Raw genomic sequence first — 16,550 nt, 5'->3', positions numbered from 1 at the left:
CTGAAGCGCACAAGTCAATGAAGCTCATGAGAAAAATGTCCCGAGCTACGAGGCAAGGGGACAGGCACCTCCGGGGCCGCTCCCCGAAAGCCGCGCCGCCACCAGTTCGGCCAGGTCGCGCGCCGCGAGGTTTCCCTCCAGTCCGCCAGTCTTGATGCCGTCCTCAAACATGGTGAGGCAGAACGGGCAGTTGGAGACCAGCATCGGCGCGCGGGTCGCTCCGGCCATCTGCACCCGGGCGGTGCTGATGCGGGTGCCGACCTTCTCCTCAGCCAGGATGCGCCCCCCTCCCCCGCCGCAGCAGAAGCTCTCCCTGCGGTTTCGGTCCATCTCGGCGATGTTCCCGCCCATCCGTTCCAGGATCTCGCGCGGCGGCTCGAAGATGTCGGCGTAACGGCCGATGTAGCAGGAGTCGTGGTAGGTGCAGTCGAAGCCCTCGCCGGGGTCCAGCTTCAGGCGCCCCTGCTCCAGGAGCTCCGCCAGCAACGAGGTGTAGTGGCGCACCGGGATCTCCAGGCCGAGGTCGCGGTAGTCGCGCGCCAGCGCGTTGAAGCAGTGCGGGCAGGTGGTGACGATCTCCCGCACCCCGTACCCCTTGATCCTTTCGATGTTCTCCTGCGCCATGGTCTGGTACAGGTACTCGTTCCCCAGTTTCCGCGGCGGCTCCCCGCAGCACTTTTCCTCCTTACCCAGAATGCCGAGCCTGATCCCGGCCGCTGAGCAGATCTTCGCGAACGCCTTGGCCACCTCCTTGTTCCTGCGGTCGAAGGAGGCGTAACAACCCACGAAGTACATCACGTCGAAGGGCTCACCGCTCTCCAGGGTGACCACGTCGAGCCCCTCGGCCCAGGCGCCGCGCTCGGCCCAGGCGAGGCCAAACGGGTTGCCGTTCACCTCGTAGTTGCCCATCGCGGTCCGCACCTCGTCTCCCGGGAAGCTCCCCTCCATGAGGGCGAGGTTTCGGCGCATCTCGAGGATCTTGTTGACGTGCTCGATGTCCACCGGGCAGATCTCCTGGCAGGCGCGGCAGGTGGTGCAGTCCCAGAGCACCTCCTCGGTGACGTAGCGGCAGAGATCCCCCTGCGGGTCGTTGAGCGCCATCTCCCCCACCTGCTGCACCACCCTCATGGGTGAGAGCGGCTTTTCGGTGTTCCAGGCCGGGCAGCGGTCCTGGCAGCGCTTGCACAAGGTACAGGCGTCGGCGTCGTAGATGTCCTTCCAGGCGAGGTCGGTCGCCTTGGCGGCGCCGAACTGCTCCGCGCTCTCGTCCTCGAGGTCGATGGTGGCGATGGCACCCTTGGGGCGCAGGTCGGTGAACAGATAGTTGGCCGGATCGGTGAACAGGTGCCTCAACTTGGTGAAGGGAATGGCGACGATGAAGCCCATGGCGAGGAAGAAGTGAACCCACCAGAGGGCCTTGTGCGCGACCGAGATGCTGCCGAGGTCCATCCCGGAGAACAGGGGAGCCAGCAGCAGCCCACCGGGCGAGAACCGGGCCAGTTCCGGGTTCACCGTCACCTCGGTGGCGGCCATCCGCAGCGACTCCACCACGAACCCGGTAACGAGGATGGTGAAGAGGAGCGCATGCGCCAGGTAGTCGTCCCTCTTGGTGGGGAGCGCCGGGGGCCTGACCAGGAAGCGGCGCACGAACAGCCCCCCGAGCATCAGGATCGCGATGATGCCGGCGAGGTCGAGGACCAGAGAGTATGCCTTGTAGAAGGTCCCCTTCAGGAAGGTTATGGCCAAAAGCGGAGCGGTGAAGTCCGCCTGCAGCATGATGAGCAGGGTGCCGATGAAGAGCAGCAGAAAGCCCCAGAAGAAGAAGGCATGCAGCGTCCCCGGCACGGGAACCCGGAGCACCTTGGCCTGGGTAAGGGCGCCGCGCGCCATGAGCTTCATGCGCAGCGAAAGCCGGTCCAACCGGTCCAGGGGCTTGCCCTGCCGGTAGAGCGGCAAGCGCGACCGGAACCCCCAGGCGCACCCTCCCAGGGCCAGGAAGGCGAACAGGTACATGACCCAAATAAGACCATGGTTGACATTCCAGTAGATCTCGCGTGTCGCTTCCATACGGCACCTCTGCAGTTGCGGAATTGGCAAACTATAGCCGAAGCGGGCGCTCCAGGATAGAGAAAAACTAATGGGGGGTGTTTCGGCGGGTCGATCAGGCGTGGTTGCGCAGCATCAGCTCCGCCGGGTGGGGGGAAAGGTACACCTGCTGCTGCAGGTACTGCTGCCGGTACTTGGCGATGTAGTGCCTGAGGAGAGTCATGGGCACCACCAGCGGCACCAGCCCGTCGTGGTACTGGCCGATCAGCTGCACGAGCTCCTGCTTCTCCTCGGTGGTGAGCTCCTTCTTGAAGTACCCCATGATGTGCATCAGCACGTTGGTCTGCTTCTTCACCGTCGCGTGCAGTTCCAGTGCCTTCATGTAGAGCCCCTGGTAACGCTCCAGCAGTTCCGGGAACGGGAGCTCCTTCCCTTTGGCGACCAGTGCCCCGAGCTCGCGGTAGAGCTGGGTGCTGTGTGACATGACCAGCAGCTTCTGGCAGGTATGGAACCGGACCAGCTTGCCGAGGTCGGGTTCATGGGCCAGGAAATCCTTCCAGCGCCGGAAAGCGAAGACCCGCTCGATGAAGTTTTCCCGGAGCACCGGATCGTTCAGCCTCCCCTCCTCCTCCAAGGGAAGCTGCGGGAAGCGCCGCGCCACCGCCGCGGCGAAGAGGCCGCTGCCGCTTGCGGGGGGCATCCCCTCCCGGTACACCTTGACCCGGAACAGCCCCGAGGACGGGGAACCCTTCTTGAAGACGAAGCCGCAGAGATCCTCGCCCGCGAGCTGCTCCACCTTGTCACGGCAGAAGCTGAGCATCTGTTCGGTCTTGTCGACGCGCGTCCTGTGGGTCATGAGCCGCGGCTGGTCCGGGTCCCCCTCCAGGCGCATCGCCTCGCGCGGGATGCTCATGCCGCACTCAACCTCGGGGCAGACCGGCACGAAGCTGAAGAACCTCCCCAAGACCTCCGTGAGGTAGGGGTCGTGCTTGTGGCCGCCGTCGTAGCGTACCTTCTCACCCAAAAGGCAGGAGCTGACGCCAATCCTGATGGGCGCGCCGGATCCGGACATGGAATACCTCCCCAGTACCCCTTTGCGGGGCGGTAGACATTGTGGCAGAAAACCCGCCCCTGCGCCAGCGCAAAGGGCCGGGTTTTCAGAGTAGCGGCGCTTCCTGCTGGCAGAAAAGCCCTTCGCCGACGAAGATCCGCACCTGCCGGGAAGGCAGCGACATCCTCAGGTCGTGCCGGGGAACGAGGTGGGCGTTGCGGTCCAGCAGAGGCCGCTGCTTGGGCGGGCGGTTCTCCCTGCGGTCGGGTGTGGATCTGAGGATCAAGAACACGAGTTTGCTCCTTTTTAGACAGTATCTGCAAACCTGCACCTCATTGCAATAATCCAACCAAAGTCATAAGATGCCGATTTATCGCTGGTGCCCATGACAAAGCGGTGCAACAAATACGACAACCATCCAGAATACCGTCACGGAGTGCCGAGACATTGACAGCAGGCAGTGTCGACCGCGGTCATGCCGCTATCAAGTGTTTCACACTTTCACTTGGCAGGTAGAGTCTCGCTCAATTGAACTCTCTGCGCTATCTGATATAACCCTATCTGTGGTCTTCTCCATCCTTACCGGCTAAACGAAAAGCGGAGACATGCCGATGTTCGACTCGCTGGAGCAATGCCGTGTGCTGTTCGACGAACTGCCTGTGGGAATGTTCATCCAACGCTCGGACGGCACCCCGCTTGCGGTGAACGCGGCGGCCCTTGAGATTTTCGGGATGGAGCGGGACCTGTTCCTGCAGCACAGCCCCGAGCACCCCCAATGGCACCTGTGCACATCGCAGGGCGCCCCTCTTCCGCCCGACCAGCATCCCGCCACCGCCGCCCTGCGCCTTGGCAAGGCCGCGCGCGACGTCAACCTTTCCATCCACAACCGCCGCAGGGGGAGCCCCGTGCCGGTCTGCATCGACGTCATGCCGCTCAGGGCTCAGGACGAAGCCGTCCCCTCCCACGTCTGCGTCGTCTTGAGGGAAAACAAGGAGGCGGAAAGGGCGCTTCACGAGAGCGAATCCCGCTACCGGGCCATGGTGCAGACCCAGGGGGAGTTCGTGGTCCGCTACCGGCGCGGCGGCATGCTTACCTTCGCCAACGACACCTATTGTCGATACCTGCAGAAGGAGCAGGAGGAACTGCTGGGGCAGAACTTCTATGTCTTCTTCTTCCTGCAGGACCGAGAGGCCTTGATCCGCGGCGTCGAGACCATGACCGAGGAAAACCAGGGGCAGTCGCTGGAGGTACGGGCGTGGCTCCCCGACGGCCGCCTGGTATGGCAGAAGTGGAACAATAGCGCCATCGTGGACGACACCGGACAGGTGGTGGAGTTCCAGGCGACCGGCATGGACATCACCAGGAGCAAGCATGCCGAGGAGAGCCTGAAAAAAAGCGAAGAACGCTACCGTTCCCTGTTCGACAACATGCTGAACGGCTTCGCCTACTGCAGGATGATCCTGGACTCCTCGCGGCCTCTGGATTTCGTATTCCTTGAGGTAAACCAGAGCTTCGAGCGGCTCACCGGGCTTCGTGCGGTGGGGGGAAAGCGGATGAGCGAGATCCTGCCCGGAGTGTGGGAGTCGGACCCCGAGCTGCTGGCCGCCTTCCGGCGCGTGGCCCTGAGCGGGAAGCCGGAGCAGATGGAGTGTTACGTCAACGCCATAAGCGAGTGGCTCTCCGTGTCGGTTTACAGCCCCGAGCCGGGGTGCTTCGTCATCGTGTTTGAGGTGATCACCAAGAGGAAGCGGACCGAAGAGTGCCTCGCCTTCCTGGCACAGTCCAACGCGACCGCCACCCCTGACGAGCAGTTCTTCCACCGCCTGGCCCGCTACCTGGCCGGCACCCTGGACATGGACTTCATCTGCATCGACCAACTCGAGGAGGGAAACCTCTGGGCCCGCACGGTGGCGGTCTACTACAACGGCAGCTTCGAGGAGAACGTCCGTTACACGCTCAAGGACACGCCCTGCGGCGAGGTTGTGGGACGCAACATCTGCTGCTACCGCGAGGGGGTACGCCAGCTGTTCCCCAACGACCAGGTGCTGCAGGACTTAAACGCCGAGAGCTACCTGGGCGTGGTGCTCTGGGGCTCAACGGGGGTCCCCATCGGGCTGATCGCAACCATCGGCCACAAACCGCTTTTGAACCGGGAGCTGGCGGAAGAGATCCTGCAGATGGTGAGCGGCCGGGCCGCGGCGGAACTCGAGCGCCGGATCCACGAGGAGGAACGCCTGAGGCTTGAGCAGCAGCTGCTGCACGCCCAGAAGCTGGAGAGCCTGGGGATCCTGGCTGGGGGGATCGCCCACGACTTCAACAACATCCTCACCGGGATCCTCGGCAACTCCAGCCTGGGACTGATGCGTATCGACCCCGGCTCGCCGGCGGTGGAAAACCTGCAGAACATAGAGAAGGGGGCGGTCAGGGCGGCCGACCTCGCCAAGCAGATGCTCGCCTACTCCGGCAAGGGGATGTTCGTGGTCGAGCCGGTCAGCCTGAACAGCCTCTTGACCGAGATGGTCCACCTGCTGGAGGTCTCGGTTTCGAAGAAGTGCCGGCTGGTAATGGAACTGGCGCAGGAGCTCCCTCCGGTGCAGGCGGACTCCACCCAGTTGCGCCAGATCGTGATGAACCTGGTGATCAACGCCTCCGAGGCGATCGGCGACCGAGGGGGGACCATCACCATCCGTAGCGGCTTTCGCCACTTCGACGAGCAGTACCTGAAAGGGGCGTGGTCCGAAAAGGAGATAAAGGAAGGGGATTTCATGTTCCTGCAGGTGGAGGACGACGGCTGCGGCATGGACGACGGGACGCTGTCGCGCATCTTCGACCCGTTCTTCACCACCAAGTTCACCGGCCGCGGCCTGGGGATGTCGGCTGTGCTCGGGATCATCAGGGGGCACAGGGGCGCCATCAAGGTGGAGAGCAAGCCGGGCAAGGGGACCACCTTCACCGTGATCCTTCCCGCCAGCGACCTCCCCATCCAGGACCAGGCAGGTCAGCCGCCGCCGGAGGAAAGCTGGCAGGGGAGCGGGACCGTGCTTTTGGTGGACGACGAGGAGTTCATCTGCAGCGTGGGGGCTTCCATGCTGGAGCAGTTGGGCTACCAGGTGGTGACCGCGCTCAGCGGCAGCAGGGCCGTGGAACTGTACCGTGAGCGCGGGGACGTGCGCTTCGTGGTCCTCGATCTGACCATGCCGCAGATGGACGGGGAACAGACCTACCAGGAGCTGCGGAAGTTCGACCCCGAGGTGAAGGTGATCATCTCCAGCGGCTACAGCGAGCAGGAGGTGACCCGGAAGCTTGCAGGCGCCGGCTACCTCGCCTTCATTCAAAAACCGTACAGCATGCAGGCGCTCTCCGAGGTGATGAAGCGCTGCGACACCCGGCGCAGGGTTCCGAAACGCTGAGCGTTGGCCTACCGGAGCAGCCCGAAGCGCTCCTGCACCTCCGCCGGAGCCTCTTCGAATCCCTGGAACTCCATGGTGTAGCTGCCCCGCCCCTTGGTGGCGCTGCGCAGCTCGGTCATGTAGCCGAACATCTCCGCCAGGGGAACGGTGGCCTTCACCAGCTCGAGCTCCCCGCGCCGGTCCAGCCCCTCCACCCGCCCCCTTTTCTGCTGCAGCCCCCCAAGCACCTTCCCCAGGTGCTCCGTCGGCGTTTCCAGCTCCAGTTTCATGATCGGCTCCAGCAGCATGGGGGCGCCCTCGCGTGCCGCCAGCACCACGCCACGCTGGGCCGCCCCGCGCAGCGCGAGTTCGGAAGGGGCCGGCGCACCCGGCTCAACCGGGAGCTCCTCTACCCGCACCTCCAGGTCGGTCAGGGCATACCCGGTCAGGCAGCCGCCGCGGCACGCATCGAGCAGGCTCTCCTGCACGGCCGCCAGGAGCTCGGGGGTGATGGGCGCCGCCGGGGCCGGAAGCACGGTCCTCACCCCGCCCCCCCGGGGGAGCGGAACCAGGCGCAGCAAAAGCTCGGCGGGTTCAGGGTGCTTGTCCGCCATGGCCTGGAACAACTCGCGTCTGGACACCTCGCGCCGCAGCGTCTCGCGGTACACCACCCTCGGGCGCCCCGTCTTCACCTGCACGCCGTACTCGCGACGCAGGCGGTCGATGATGATCTCCAGGTGCAGCTCCCCCATTCCGGTCAGGATGGTCTGTCCGGTCTCCTTATCCTCGTGCACCCGGAAGGTCGGGTCCTCCCACTGGAAAAATTCGAGCGTCCCGAGGAGGTGCGCCCGGTCCTCCACCCCCTTCGCCTCCACGGCCAGTGAAACCACCGGCTCGGGCACGCTCACCCCTTCCAGGAGCAGGGGGTGACCTGGATCGCAAAGGGTGTCGCCGGTCAGGGTCGATTGGCAGCCGGTCACCGCCACGATGTCCCCCGCCAGCGCCTCGGCGACCTCCTCCCTCCGGTGTGCGTGCATCCGGAACAGGTGCCTGATGCGCTCGTTGCCGCCGCGGCTTGCGTTCAGCAGGGTGGCCCCCGTCTTCACCCTTCCGGAGTAGACGCGCAGGTAGGTGAGGCGCCTACCCTCCTCGGCCATGACCTTGAATGCCAGTGCGCGCAGGGGCTGGTCGGGATCGCACCTGAAAACCTCGGCCTCACCGTTGCCGGGATGCCTCCCCACCATGGCCGGGAGGTCCGTCGGGGACGGCAGGTAGAGACAGACCGCGTCGAGGACCGGCTGCACCCCCTTGTTGCGCAAGGCCGACCCCAGCAGCACCGGGAAGATCTCGCAGGAGAGCGTCCCCCTGCGCAGTGCCCGGTGCAGATCTTTCGCCGCCACCTTGCGCCCCTCCAGGAAGTCCGCCATCACCTGGTCGTCAAAGTCTGCGGCCACCTCCGTCAACTGCAGGCGCGCCTTCAGTACCGAGTCCGCATACTCGGGCGGCACCGGTGCACGGAGCACCGTCCGTCCCAGATCCTGCTCGGAGAACGTGAGCGCCTCCTCGCCGACCAGGTCTATTACTCCGGAAAAAGCAGCCTCCGTTCCCATGGGGAGCTGCAGCAAAACGGCCCGTGCCCCCAATCGCTCCGCCATGTGCTGCAGCACGTGACCGTGGTCCGCTCCCAGACGGTCCATCTTGTTGATGAGGCAGATCCGGGGTACGCGATAGCGATCCGCCTGGCGCCATACCAGCTCGCTCTGGGGCTGTACCCCTTCGACCGCGCTGAAGATGGCCACCGCTCCGTCCAACACCCGGACGCTCCGCTCCACCTCGATGGTGAAGTCGATATGCCCCGGGGTGTCAATGAGGTTGAGCCGGTGCTCTCCCCAGCGGCAGGAGGTGGCGCTTGCGGTGATGGTTATGCCCCGCTCCTGCTCCTGAGGCATCCAGTCCATGACCGCCTGGCCGTCGTGCACTTCCCCCATCTTGTGCGTTTCACCGCTGTAGAAGAGGATACGCTCGGTGACTGTAGTCTTCCCCGCATCGATATGAGAGATGATGCCAATATTTCGGATGTGAGAAACGTCGGGGGATGGAATCGTCGTTCTCCTTTGCATCGTGATCATCGAACTGTGGCCGGAAAAGTCTAATAATATCCGACATTCTGCAGAAGTCAAAAAGGGAATCCCAGGTATTGCCGTTCCCTCTCTGTTACTTTGCATGCGCGATGGGTTGACATCCTGCACGCTTTACATTAATTTTTACCAATCAAAAAAGAGCAATCCCCAATAACACAAACCAAAGGAGGAAGTTACCACGATGAAAACACTCAATCTTCTACTCGCCGCCACACTGTCAACCGCCATCGCCTTGGGCGCACCGCATGTGCTGCAGGCCGCCCAGGACAAGAACGACACCACCAAGGCCGATAACACCAGGAAGAACAGGGAAGAGAACAAGGGGGCGACCGCCGACCAGCAGAAGGAGAACAAGACCGACCGGGAGATCACCCGGGAGATCCGGCGCACGGTGGTCAAGGACAAGTCGCTGTCCATCACGGCTCACAACGTAAAGATAATAACCAAGGACGGGCGCGTCATCCTGAAAGGCCCGGTCAAGAGCGAAGACGAGAAGAAGGCGGTGGAAAAGGCGGCTGTAGCCGTGGTCGGCAAGGGGAAGGTGAGCAACGAACTGGAGGTTGCGCCCCCCAAGGATAAGACAGAAAAGAAGGAAAAGAAGGAGCAGAAAGAGCAGAAATAACGGAGTAAAAGACGCGTAACGAAAGCGTATCGCAAAGGCCAGGCTGCCAGGGGAGCCTGGCCTTTGCCGTGGCCGGGGCAGCCGGCATATCCTAGCGGTTGCGACGCTCCTGCTTGCGTGCCAGGAGGAGCTCCCACTGGCGCTGAACCTCCTCCGGCGCATAGCGCTTAAAGAACCTGGGGAAAAACCGTGCGATGAGCCTGTCTTCCCAGGTGAAGGTGGCAACCCAGCGTTCCGCGGGATCTGTATCGCGTTCTTCCTTCATGTTTCCCACCTCGACATCACCAACGCCCGGTCAACTGCACCTGGCGCGCCGAAGCCTTCACCCACAGCCGACCGTTGATGAGTTCACCCGCCAACATGCCGGTCGCCGAGCCCAGGCCGTCTGCTAGAAGATCATACCAACTGAAGTGTGTTCCTGTAAACTCGTCTGCCACTTCGATAGCGAAGCCCGGGATCATGGCAAGCCCCGTGGCAGCTATCATCCGCTTTGGCCGTTCCAGGTCCGTAGCGTGATACAAGACCGTGTCCGATGCCAAGCCCAAGATGGCGCCGCCGCCGAAGTGGGAGATCTTGTCCTTGTCGAGGGCGTAAGCAGGCAGGGCTAACAGTAGGGTGAGAAGAACGACGGCTGCTTTCATCGCTGAAACCTCCTGTAACTCGTGCTGCGAACGATTGCACTATGCCTACAGGAAAGCCGCTACAGGGCAACATTCTACCGGATTGCCGGTTAATAACCACCCGCATCTCATTTTTTTATTAGGCAGCACCAATCGACATACGCTACCCTTGCAGCATCCGCCATTGTTGTATAATATCCCTTGTCGCAACCGACAGCGACTTACCAGGCTTGGAAGGAGTATATATGAACAGAAAAGAGATCCTTGAATTCGTGAACTCGAATCCTATCTTTCATATGGCCACAGTGGACGGGGACACCCCTCACGTGCGCGGTATGCTGCTGTACCGGGCCGACGAGAACGGCATCGTCTTCAACACCGGCAAGATCAAGGATCTGTACCGCCAGTTGACCAAGAACCCCAAGGTCGAGCTTTGTTTCAGCAACGGCATCTTCGAGAACCTGATCCAGGTCCGGATTGCCGGAACGGTCGAGGCGCTCGAGGACCTGGAGCTTAAAAAGGAGATCGTTAGCAAGCGGGATTTCCTGAAGCCGTGGATCGACAAGGTGGGCTACGAGCAACTGGCGGTGTACGTGCTTAAGAAGGGTACCGCTACGGTATGGACCATGGCGACCAATACCGAGCCGAAGGAGTTCATCCAGCTCTAACATGCGATTCTTCCCGGCCACAAAAAAGGCGTCCTCCCACACTAGGAGGACGCCTTTCTAATATCCGCTCATCGCTGCTTCGGAATAAAAGCCAGCATCTGCGACCACGGTCCCGCAACGGCGCGGCTATCCCCCTGACCCGGAAGCCGTGTTCCCGCTCTCGCATGTTCTCAGGAGGGAACCGATGGCTGGGCGTGCGAGGGGTTGGTGGGATATCAGCGGGCTAGATCTTTGCCCGTTCGATAATCTCCTCCAGGGAGAGTCCGCGGTTGGCCCAGAGGGGGAGTTGGTCGACGGTATCGAAAAAAGCGATCTCGCCGGCGAATGCTTCGTCCCAAGGGGTACCACCGGGAGCGAGCTTGCCGCACGGCACGAAGGTGACGTAGCCGGGATAGGAGTCATCGACGTAGTCCGGATCTGGCTCGCCCGGCAGGGGTGGAGGAGCCAGTTCCCCGTCCTTGATGGTCAAGGGGAAGAGCCAGCACGCGGTCGGCTTGAAGGTCCATTTGTGGACGCCGAGTTCCACGGCAAGGGACTGCAACATGCACCTCTCGTCGCTGGTAGCGAAAACACACTTGGTGTTGTTAAAGTGGCGGGGAAAATCTGCAGTTGTGAAAGTAAAGGGCCTGGTCGCGCTCTTAACCCCCTTGGTGCCATCCGGCCACGCGCCGTCGACGAGGTAATCGGCGGGCAGATCCTTAAAATGATCCGGGTATTTTCGTACCACGGCCCGTATCAGCTCATCTTCCCCCGCCAGCAGGTAGACGCCGTCGTAGCAACAAAGCCCCTGGCATCCCGCCGGATCGCACCCTTTGACACGCATCGACACTTCACTTTTCATAGGTTTGAAAGGAAAAAGGGCTATGCGGTGAGCATAGCCCTTCTTTTTGGTTTACCGTGGTGCCCGGAGCCGGGGTCGAACCGGCACGGCTGTGAGGCCGACGGATTTTAAGTCCGTTGCGTCTACCAATTCCGCCATCCGGGCCGATTCTCGTCGGTGTCAACCTGCTAGATGTTGTTCACGCGCTCCCGCAGGTCCTTCCCGGTCTTGAAGAACGGGGTCTTCTTGCTCGGGATGCTGACGATCTCACCGCTCTTCGGGTTCCTCGCCTCGCGCGGCTCGCGGTCACGGATAGTGAAGCTGCCGAATCCGCGGATCTCCACCTTGTCACCGGCGGTCAGAGCCTCGCTCATGGCGTCGAACACCATGGAGACCACAGCTTCGGAGTCCTTGCGGGTCAGAGCACCGCGTACTTCCACCAGTTTGTCGATCAGTTCGCTCTTAGTCATTTAACACCTCAAATACTAAACTATAAGATTATTCAGTCGGCGAAGTGACTGGTCTATTCTTCAGTGCTCTTCTTCAGCTTCTCCTTGAGGAGATCGCCGAAGCTGGAGGTTGCCTCGCCCTGGCTACCCATGTAGGAAGCCATCTCGGCTTTCTCCATTGCGGTCTGCAGCGCCTTGATGGAAAGGGCGATCTTCTTCTCGACCATATCCACGTTCAGCACAACTGCCTCGAGCTCGTCGCCCACGTTGGCGAAGTCTTTCGGGGAAGCCACCTTCTCGTAGGAGATCTCGGAAACATGGATCAGCCCCTCGATGCCTTCCTCGATCTCGACGAAGATGCCGAAGTCGGTCACGGAGGTCACCTTGCCCTTGACCTTGGAGCCCGGCTTGTACTTCCTGGGGATCTCTTCCCACGGATCCGGAACCAGCTGCTTGATGCCCAGGGAGAGACGCTCGTTCTCGACGTCGATGTTGAGAACCACGGCCTGCACGGTCTGCCCCTTGCTGAACAGCTCGCCCGGATGCTTGACGCGACGGGTCCAGGAGATGTCGGAGACGTGGACCAGGCCGTCGATGCCGTCCTCGATGCCGATGAAGACACCGAAGTCGGTGATGTTCTTGATCTGCCCTTCGATCTTGGTGCCGACCGGGTAACGCTCGCCGATCACGGTCCAGGGGTTCACCTCGGTCTGCTTGAGACCAAGGGAGATCCTGCGGTTGCCCGGATCCACACCCAGGATCACCGCCTCGACTTCCTCACCTACCTTGAGGATTTCGGACGGATGACGCACGCGACGGGTCCAGGACATCTCGGAGACGTGCACCAGGCCTTCGATGCCGTCCTCGAGGGAGATGAATGCGCCGTAGTCGGTGAGGCTCACCACTTTGCCGCGCACGCGCTCGCCTTCCTGGTAGCGCTCGGCCACGTTGAGCCACGGATCGGGCACGGTCTGCTTGAGGCCCAGGGAAATCTTCCCTTTCTCGCGGTCGTACTTGAGCACCATCACCTTCAGGGTGTCGCCCACCTTGACCATCTCGGACGGGTGACCAAGGCGGCCCCAGGACATGTCGGTGACGTGCAGCAGGCCGTCCACGCCGCCCAGGTCGACGAATGCGCCGTACTCGGCGATGTTCTTCACTACGCCGTTGGCGATGTCGCCTTCCTTCAGGGTTGCCAGGGTCTCGGTCCTTGCCTTGTCGCGCTCCTCCTCGAGCAGCACGCGGCGGGACAGCACCAGGTTGCCGCGCTTCCTGTTCAGCTTGAGGATGCGGAACTGGTAGGTCTGGCCGACAAAGCGGTCCATGTTGCCGCCGGGACGCAGGTCAACCTGCGAAGCCGGGAGGAACGCCTCGACGCCGACGTCGACGGTCATGCCGCCTTTCACCTTGCCGGTGATCTTGCCTTCGATGACGCCGCCTTCGCCGGCAGCGGCGATGGCTTCCCAGGCAACCTGAGAATCGGCCTTCTTCTTGGAAAGGACCATGTGGCCGCGGATGTTTTCGCCGCGCTCGAAGTAGACGTTGACTTCGTCACCGACTTTGACGGTCAGCTCGCCGTTCTCGTCGATGAACTCGGCGATGCGGATGGCGCCTTCGGACTTGTAGCCGACATCAACCAGCACCACGTCCTGCTCGATCTGAACCACGACCGCCTTGACGACTTCGCCGCTCTGCGGCTGCCTCAGACTGTCCTGGAAAAGGTCGGCGAACTCGCCACCCATTTCTGCCTGGTCCAGCTCCTCGTCATTATCGTGTAACCGCCTAATCGGCATATCTTTTTTCTTGAACGTACGTTTTTCTTCACCCATTGAAACCGTTACCCCCTCGTGTAATCTCCATATAAAATCGAGCTAATTTAGCACATCGACCAAAAATATCAACCTATTTTATCTTTGTCGATAGCCGAAATTCTTTCCGTCACCTCGTCGATCAACCACTTCGGCGTCGAGGCCCCCGCCGTAACCCCGACCCGCTGCACACCTTCGAACCAGGCCGGGTCGATCTGGCCGGCGGTCTCGATGTGGTGGGTGCGCGGCAAAAGCTCGCGGCAGATCTGCGCCAGGCGCCTGGTGTTGGCGCTGTTGAAGCCGCCGATCACGATCATGCAATCCACCTCGCCGGCCAGCTTCTTCGTCTCTTCCTGGCGCACCGCCGTCGCGTCGCAGATGGTGTTGTAGACCCGGGTCTCGCCGCCGCGGGCCAGACAGGCGGTGACAACCTCGTTCAGGTGCTCGAAGGACTGGGTGGTCTGAGCCACCACACCCATCTTGGCCATGCGCGGCAGCCTCTCCACGTCCTTGCCGGAGCTGACCACGTAGACCCGGCCAGTGGCGTAGGAAACGATCCCCTGCACCTCGGGATGCACGGCGTCCCCCACCACGACCACGTCGTACCCTTCCCTGGAGAGCGTCGCCACGTGTTCCTGCGCCTTCTTCACGAAGGGGCACGTGGCGTCGACTATGGCGAGATCGGCGCGCACCGCGGCTTCGAGTTCCTCGGCGGCGACGCCATGGGAGCGGATGATCACGGTACTGCCGTTTTTGATCTCCCCCACGTCTTCGACCGACTTCACCCCCATCTCTTCGAGCCGCTGCACCACCTGCGGCGAGTGGATGATGGGCCCAAGGGTGTAGGTGTCCCCCCCCTTGTCGGCCGCGTCGAAAGCCAGATGGGTGGCCCTTTTGACGCCGAAGCAAAAACCTGCGTGTTTGGCCAGTATCACTTCCATAGTTACCCCTTGTCGCCCTGCACCAAGCGCTCGCGCACGGCGTTCTCCATGACCGTCAGCACCTGATCGATGGAGAGGCTGGTTGAGTCTATGGGGAGCGCGTCCTCGGCCTGTTTGAGCGGTGCGTGCTCGCGCCCCTCGTCCTGACGGTCGCGCTGGATCACCTTGGCGATGGTCTCCTCGAGGGTTGCCTGATCGCCTCGGGCGGCCAGTTCGAGGTAGCGGCGCCGGCCGCGTTCCTCGGCGCTCGCGGAGAGGAAGAATTTCACTTCGGCGTCCGGGAATACCACGGTGCCGATGTCGCGCCCCTCGAGGATGACGCCCCCCTTCGCCCCCATGGCGCGTTGCATGATCAAAAGCGCCTCGCGAACCGGCTTTCTTGCCGAGATGGCGGAGGTAAGAAGACCGATCTCCTCGCTGCGAATCTCCCGGGAGACGTCCTCGCCGTTGGCCAGCACCCGGCAGTTCTCGCCGTCCCTCACGAAGGTGATTTCCAACCCGCGGCAAAGCTCGGCCAGTCCCGCATCGTCATCGCTTGCGATGCCGGCCCGCTTGGACATGAGGGCGACGGCGCGGAACATGGCGCCGGTATCGATGTGGATGTAGCCGAGGCGCCGGGCCAAAAGCTTGGTAAGGCTGCTTTTCCCGGCCCCGGAGGGACCATCTATCGCTACGATTACTCCGTTTTCTCTCACTGCACTCAACGCTGCACTACCCCCTCGAGAAGTTCACGGAAGCCGGGGAACGAGGTGGCGATGCAGTCGACATCGGAGATCGTGGTCTCCCCCTGTGCGACCAGTCCTGCCACCATCATGGACATGGCGATCCTGTGATCGCCGAAGCTGTCGGCGGCGCAAGCCTTGAGGGCGGGCACGCCGGTGATTTCCATCCCGTCCGGCGTCTCCACCACGCTGACCCCGGCCCGTTTCAGGTTGTCCGCCATGGCGGCGATCCGGTCGGTCTCCTTGACCCGCAATTCGGAGGCGCCGCGCACCACGGTGGTCCCTTGTGCGAGCGATGCCGCCACGCAGATGGCCGGGAACTCGTCGATGGCGCGGGGCACCACCTCCCCGGAGATCTCCATGGCCTTCAGCTGCGAGTAACGCACCCGGATGTCCGCCACCGGCTCGCCGGTCTCGTCGCGCTCATTCAAAAGTTCCAGGTCGCCGCCCATACCCTTGAGGATGTCGATGATGCCGGTGCGGGTCGGGTTGACGCCGACCCCGCGGATGACAAGTTCAGCACCCGGGACGATCAGCGCGGCGACCATGAAGAAGGCGGCCGAGGAGATGTCGCCGGGAACGACGATGTCGCGTCCGGTCAGTTCTGCGCCGCCGCGAACCTTCACGCCTCCCGGGAAGGTCTCCACGTTGGCCCCGAAGGCGCGCAGCATCCGCTCCGAGTGGTCGCGGGAGAGGTGCGGCTCGCGCACCACGGTTTCGCCGTCGGCATAGAGCCCGGCCAGCATGATGGCGGATTTCACCTGGGCGCTGGAGACCGGGGAGTCGTACTCGATTCCCTTGAGTTGCGACCCCTGGATGGCGAGCGGGGCCTTTTCGCCGCCGGCGCGGCCGCCGATGCGGGCGCCCATCTTGGAGAGCGGCCCGACCACGCGCTTCATGGGGCGGGCGCGCAGGTACTTGTCGCCCGAAAGTACCGAGAAGAAGCTCTGCCCGGCGAGAAGCCCGGTGAGGAGCCTCATAGAGGTGCCGGAGTTGCCGCAGTCCAGCACGTCGGTCGGCTCCTCGAGCCCGTGCAGACCCTTGCCCACGATGGTTACCGTCTCGCCGTCGTCGTCGATCTGGACGCCCATGGCGCGGAAGGCTTCCAGGGTGGCGAGGGCGTCCTCGCCGCGCAAAAAGCCCGAGACCTTGGTCACGCCGTTGGCGATGGAGCCGAACATGATGGAGCGATGCGATATGGACTTGTCGCCGGGGACGCGGATCTCGCCGCGCACTCCCTTGGCGGGTTGAACGGTGTAGCTTTGCATGTGAA

Annotated in this window: 15 protein-coding genes and 1 tRNA gene; 3 read left to right on the top strand and 13 right to left on the bottom strand. The window is 62.6% G+C overall.

Annotated features, from left to right (window positions below; translation table 11 throughout):
• Positions 1–45 precede the first annotated feature (45 nt).
• From KP003_RS04090 to KP003_RS04080, 3 genes are all read right to left on the bottom strand, one after another.
• On the bottom strand, positions 46–2,067 hold the full coding sequence (locus tag KP003_RS04090) for a heterodisulfide reductase-related iron-sulfur binding cluster (RefSeq protein WP_217300389.1): 2,022 nt from the start codon (positions 2,065–2,067) through the stop codon (positions 46–48).
• A gap of 94 nt (positions 2,068–2,161) precedes the next feature.
• Complete coding sequence (locus KP003_RS04085) at positions 2,162–3,118, bottom strand: YbgA family protein (protein WP_217300388.1); 957 nt, start codon at positions 3,116–3,118, stop codon at positions 2,162–2,164.
• 85 nt (positions 3,119–3,203) lie between these two features.
• On the bottom strand, positions 3,204–3,389 hold the full coding sequence (locus tag KP003_RS04080; RefSeq protein ID WP_217300387.1) for a hypothetical protein: 186 nt from the start codon (positions 3,387–3,389) through the stop codon (positions 3,204–3,206).
• Between the two features lie 313 nt (positions 3,390–3,702).
• On the opposite strand from KP003_RS04080, the gene KP003_RS04075 reads away from it, so the two are divergent.
• Positions 3,703–6,507, top strand: a complete 2,805-nt coding sequence (locus tag KP003_RS04075) for a hybrid sensor histidine kinase/response regulator (RefSeq protein WP_239027609.1) — start codon at positions 3,703–3,705, stop codon at positions 6,505–6,507.
• Between the two features lie 8 nt (positions 6,508–6,515).
• Here the strand turns inward: KP003_RS04075 and fusA are convergent, their stop codons facing one another.
• Positions 6,516–8,588, bottom strand: coding sequence for an elongation factor G (fusA, locus tag KP003_RS04070; RefSeq protein WP_437178064.1), 2,073 nt, complete (start codon positions 8,586–8,588; stop codon positions 6,516–6,518).
• 220 nt (positions 8,589–8,808) lie between these two features.
• On the opposite strand from fusA, the gene KP003_RS04065 reads away from it, so the two are divergent.
• A complete protein-coding gene (locus KP003_RS04065; protein WP_216498492.1) occupies positions 8,809–9,249 on the top strand; it encodes a BON domain-containing protein in 441 nt (146 codons plus the stop codon).
• A gap of 91 nt (positions 9,250–9,340) precedes the next feature.
• On the opposite strand, the gene KP003_RS04060 is transcribed toward KP003_RS04065, so the two are convergent.
• Entirely contained in the window at positions 9,341–9,514 is a 174-nt protein-coding gene (locus KP003_RS04060; RefSeq protein WP_216498493.1) for a hypothetical protein, read from the bottom strand.
• 16 nt (positions 9,515–9,530) lie between these two features.
• A complete protein-coding gene (locus KP003_RS04055) occupies positions 9,531–9,890 on the bottom strand; it encodes a VanZ family protein (RefSeq protein ID WP_216790658.1) in 360 nt (119 codons plus the stop codon).
• A 224-nt stretch (positions 9,891–10,114) separates the two neighbouring features.
• On the opposite strand from KP003_RS04055, the gene KP003_RS04050 reads away from it, so the two are divergent.
• Complete coding sequence (locus KP003_RS04050; RefSeq protein WP_216498495.1) at positions 10,115–10,537, top strand: pyridoxamine 5'-phosphate oxidase family protein; 423 nt, start codon at positions 10,115–10,117, stop codon at positions 10,535–10,537.
• A 223-nt stretch (positions 10,538–10,760) separates the two neighbouring features.
• On the opposite strand, the gene KP003_RS04045 is transcribed toward KP003_RS04050, so the two are convergent.
• The 7 genes from KP003_RS04045 to aroA form a co-directional block, all read right to left on the bottom strand.
• Complete coding sequence (locus tag KP003_RS04045) at positions 10,761–11,360, bottom strand: DUF3109 family protein (RefSeq protein WP_216790657.1); 600 nt, start codon at positions 11,358–11,360, stop codon at positions 10,761–10,763.
• A 75-nt stretch (positions 11,361–11,435) separates the two neighbouring features.
• Positions 11,436–11,522 (bottom strand) — tRNA-Leu (locus KP003_RS04040).
• Between the two features lie 23 nt (positions 11,523–11,545).
• Positions 11,546–11,827, bottom strand: a complete 282-nt coding sequence (locus KP003_RS04035; RefSeq protein ID WP_216498497.1) for an integration host factor subunit beta — start codon at positions 11,825–11,827, stop codon at positions 11,546–11,548.
• Positions 11,828–11,880: 53 nt separating this feature from the next.
• Positions 11,881–13,635, bottom strand: coding sequence for a 30S ribosomal protein S1 (locus KP003_RS04030; protein ID WP_216498498.1), 1,755 nt, complete (start codon positions 13,633–13,635; stop codon positions 11,881–11,883).
• 68 nt (positions 13,636–13,703) lie between these two features.
• A complete protein-coding gene (gene ispH / locus KP003_RS04025; RefSeq protein WP_216498499.1) occupies positions 13,704–14,555 on the bottom strand; it encodes a 4-hydroxy-3-methylbut-2-enyl diphosphate reductase in 852 nt (283 codons plus the stop codon).
• 2 nt (positions 14,556–14,557) lie between these two features.
• Positions 14,558–15,259: a (d)CMP kinase gene (cmk, locus tag KP003_RS04020; RefSeq protein WP_216498500.1), complete on the bottom strand. Its 702-nt coding sequence runs from the start codon at positions 15,257–15,259 to the stop codon at positions 14,558–14,560.
• Positions 15,256–16,545 carry a 3-phosphoshikimate 1-carboxyvinyltransferase gene (gene aroA, locus KP003_RS04015; RefSeq protein WP_216790655.1) on the bottom strand — a complete coding sequence of 430 codons (1,290 nt, stop codon included), beginning with the start codon at positions 16,543–16,545 and terminating at the stop codon, positions 15,256–15,258. The genes cmk and aroA overlap by 4 nt, the downstream gene beginning before the upstream one ends.
• Between the last annotated feature and the right edge of the window lie 5 nt (positions 16,546–16,550).

It is taken from the genome of Geomonas diazotrophica (assembly GCF_019063885.1).
Classification (GTDB): domain Bacteria; phylum Desulfobacterota; class Desulfuromonadia; order Geobacterales; family Geobacteraceae; genus Geomonas; species Geomonas diazotrophica.
Note: the sequence above shows the minus strand (reverse complement) of the source record. Positions and strands in the feature narration are given on the sequence as shown.